Raw genomic sequence first — 2,567 nt, 5'->3', positions numbered from 1 at the left:
GCCTTCGCCGCGGTGCGCGCCGCCTTGGCCGAGATCCCCGCCGACGCGGCGACGCCGAGGCCGGGCGGCGAGGGGCTCGCCGAGCACGAACGGCTGCCCCGCGGCGACACCCCGGGCGATGTGACCAGCACCACTGCCCCGCCGATCGGCGATCCGGCGGGTTCCCTTCCCGGCCAGCCCAGCGGGGTTCTGTTCCCCGGAGCGGCAGGGGCGCCTGCGCCGGGAGCCGGTGGCTACACCGACTCCGGGGTGCCCACCTTCGACGCGGTTCGCGATAAGGTCGACCGACGTTTCGGCACCGCCGAGGGCATGCGCGAACTCGATCGCCGGACCCCGGCGGGCCGCGACGCCGACGAGCTATTCGCCGCGCGCGAGCAGGCCGCGCGTGAACGCCTCGACCGCATCCGCCGGTCGGTGCGCGGCGAGAGCGCCGACTGAGGCCCGCCATCCCGGCGGGCCGACCGACCGACCAGGGGTGGATTCGATGACCGAACCGCGCGCGATCGCCGAGCGACTGCTCGACGCACAGGTGGACTTCCTGCTCGCCGAGGTGACCGGTGAGCGTTTCGCCGAGGTGGTCGCCCGTGACGTCGCCGACGTGCTCGCCGTCGCCGAGACGGTCCAGCTCGGCGAGGTGGCCACGTCGGAGGACGGCAAGCAGACCGTGGCCACCGTGGTCGACCTCATGGGCGGCAGCCCGGTGCTGGCCGACATGGTCGGCGTCTTCGCCGACGCCATCTACGACCACATCGCGGGCAACGACACCGACACCCTCGGCTCGGTGGTCGACCGTGAGCCGGTGGAACAACTGCTGGAGAAGGTGCTCGGCATGCACCAGGCCCAGGAGCGGATCCTGGACCGGCTCACCGAATCCCCGCTGGTGGCCACCGTCGCCGCCAAATTCGTCGACAAGCTGATCAGCGACTTCGTGCAGGCCAATCGTGAACGGGCGGAGAAGATTCCCGGCGTCGGCTCGCTCATGTCGCTCGGCCAGTCGGCCGCCAACCGCGCCATGAAGGCCGCCGACAACACCTTCGTGGGCGACCTCGCGGGCAAGGGCGCGCTGTTCGCGCTCAAGCGCACCAACAACGCCATCCGCGAGATGCTGCGCGACGCGCCCGTGCACTCGGCCGCCATGGAGTTCTGGGACCTGCACGCCGACGAGCCGGTCAGCGGTCTGCGCGAGTACCTCACCAAGCTCGACCTCAACGAACTGGTCCTGCTCTGCTACGAGGTCGCCGTGACCACCAGGGAGAAGCGCTATTTCGGTGAACTGGTCGCCCAGTGCGTTGAGGTCTTCCACGAGCGTTACGGCGGCTACACCCTGGCCGCCATGCTGCCCGAACTCGGCCTGACCGCCGACGACGTGACCGCCGAGATCCTGCGCTACGGCCCCGCTGTCGTCGAGGCGGCCAAGCGTGACGGCGTGCTCGCCCGTCTGATCCGGGAACGCCTCGAGCCGTTCTACACCTCCGAGGCGGTCCTCACCATCCTCGCCGAAGCGGGCAGGTGACGCTGCCGGACAGCGGAACCGGCGGCGGCGCGCGGAACGGCGGCGAGCAGCGGGAACGGATGCCGCGCGGCGGTCAGGAGTCCGCGCGAGCGAGCACGGCGATCGGCAGCTTGCGCTCGGTGAGCGCCTGGTAGGTGGCGAAGTCGGGGTAGTGCTCGAGCAGCACCTGCCAGCGCCGCTCGTACTCCTGGGCGTCGGTGACCACGCGTGCGGTGACCGGCCAGCTCTCGGCGCCGACCTGTACCTCGGCCCGTCCGGCGGCGACCAGGTTGTGCCACCAGTTCGGCGGCTTCGGCGTGCCGCCGTTGGAGCCGCAGACGAGCAGTTCCTCGCCGTCGGGCACGTACATGAGCACCACCGAGCGCGGCTGCCCGGACTTGCGGCCGACCACGGTCAGCTTGAAGATCGGGCGGCCGAGCCACTTTCCGAAGCGGGTGCCGCCGTAGCGGGTGTAGAGACGGGTGTGCAGCCTGCTCTGCATCTTGGTGAAGCCGGCGAGCCGGGTGCTGGCGAAGTGAGCGAAGCGGCCGGTGGCGGTCAGTTCGGTGCGGGTTGCGTCCTCGGACATGCGGTCATCCTAGAAAGATCATCAGCGGTCGTCGGGTGCGCGGGTGGCGTTCATCCACAGGTCTGAGACCGCGCGCACTCCTGTGCAATTCTCCCGCGTCAGGGCGGGCCCGCAACGCCTGGCGGCAGTAGGGTCGGGCGCATGAGCCGATCGCGGATCGAAACCGAACAGGACGCCACCAGGCCGCTGCGCGACGACATCCGCTTCCTCGGCGGCGTGCTCGGCGACACCATCCGGGACCACGAGGGCCCCGAGGTCTTCGATCTGATCGAACGGGTCAGGGTGGAGGCGTTCCGGGTGCGCCGCGAGGAGGTCGGCCGCAGCGCGGTCGCCGACATGCTGCGTGCGGTCGACATCGAGGTGGCCCTGCCGCTCATCCGCGCCTTCACCTACTTCGTGCTGCTGGCCAATCTGGCCGAGGACATCCAGCGCGACCGCCGCCGTGCCGTGCACGTCGCCGCGGGCGAGACGCCGCAGGCCTCCTCG

Annotated in this window: 4 protein-coding genes; 3 read left to right on the top strand and 1 reads right to left on the bottom strand. The window is 70.9% G+C overall.

The genetic code is table 11. The annotated features are described in order from the left end of the window. Together QH283_RS00820 and QH283_RS00815 are read left to right on the top strand one after the other, a co-directional pair. Positions 1-438 (top strand): hypothetical protein (locus QH283_RS00820; RefSeq protein WP_432420634.1); only part of this gene is annotated, 438 nt, incomplete at its 5' end. A gap of 46 nt (positions 439-484) precedes the next feature. Next, complete coding sequence (locus tag QH283_RS00815) at positions 485-1,513, top strand: hypothetical protein (protein ID WP_280501100.1); 1,029 nt, start codon at positions 485-487, stop codon at positions 1,511-1,513. Positions 1,514-1,586: 73 nt separating this feature from the next. Here QH283_RS00815 and QH283_RS00810 read toward each other — a convergent pair whose 3' ends face one another. After that, a complete protein-coding gene (locus QH283_RS00810; RefSeq protein ID WP_280501099.1) occupies positions 1,587-2,081 on the bottom strand; it encodes a nitroreductase family deazaflavin-dependent oxidoreductase in 495 nt (164 codons plus the stop codon). 141 nt (positions 2,082-2,222) lie between these two features. Here QH283_RS00810 and QH283_RS00805 point away from each other — a divergent pair. After that, positions 2,223-2,567: phosphoenolpyruvate carboxylase (locus QH283_RS00805; protein WP_280501098.1), on the top strand; the 345-nt coding region annotated here is incomplete at its 3' end.

The organism is Nocardia farcinica, assembly GCF_029867845.1.
In the GTDB taxonomy this organism is placed as follows: Bacteria; Actinomycetota; Actinomycetes; order Mycobacteriales; family Mycobacteriaceae; genus Nocardia; species Nocardia farcinica_A.
This window is presented reverse-complemented; position numbering and strand designations above follow the sequence as displayed.

Excerpts from the sequence above, each read along its gene's own strand:
- QH283_RS00815 (WP_280501100.1), top strand. The coding sequence starts at position 485 with ATGACCGAACCGCGCGCGATCGCCGAGCGACTGCTCGACGCACAGGTG.
- QH283_RS00810 (WP_280501099.1), bottom strand. The coding sequence starts at position 2,081 with ATGTCCGAGGACGCAACCCGCACCGAACTGACCGCCACCGGCCGCTTC.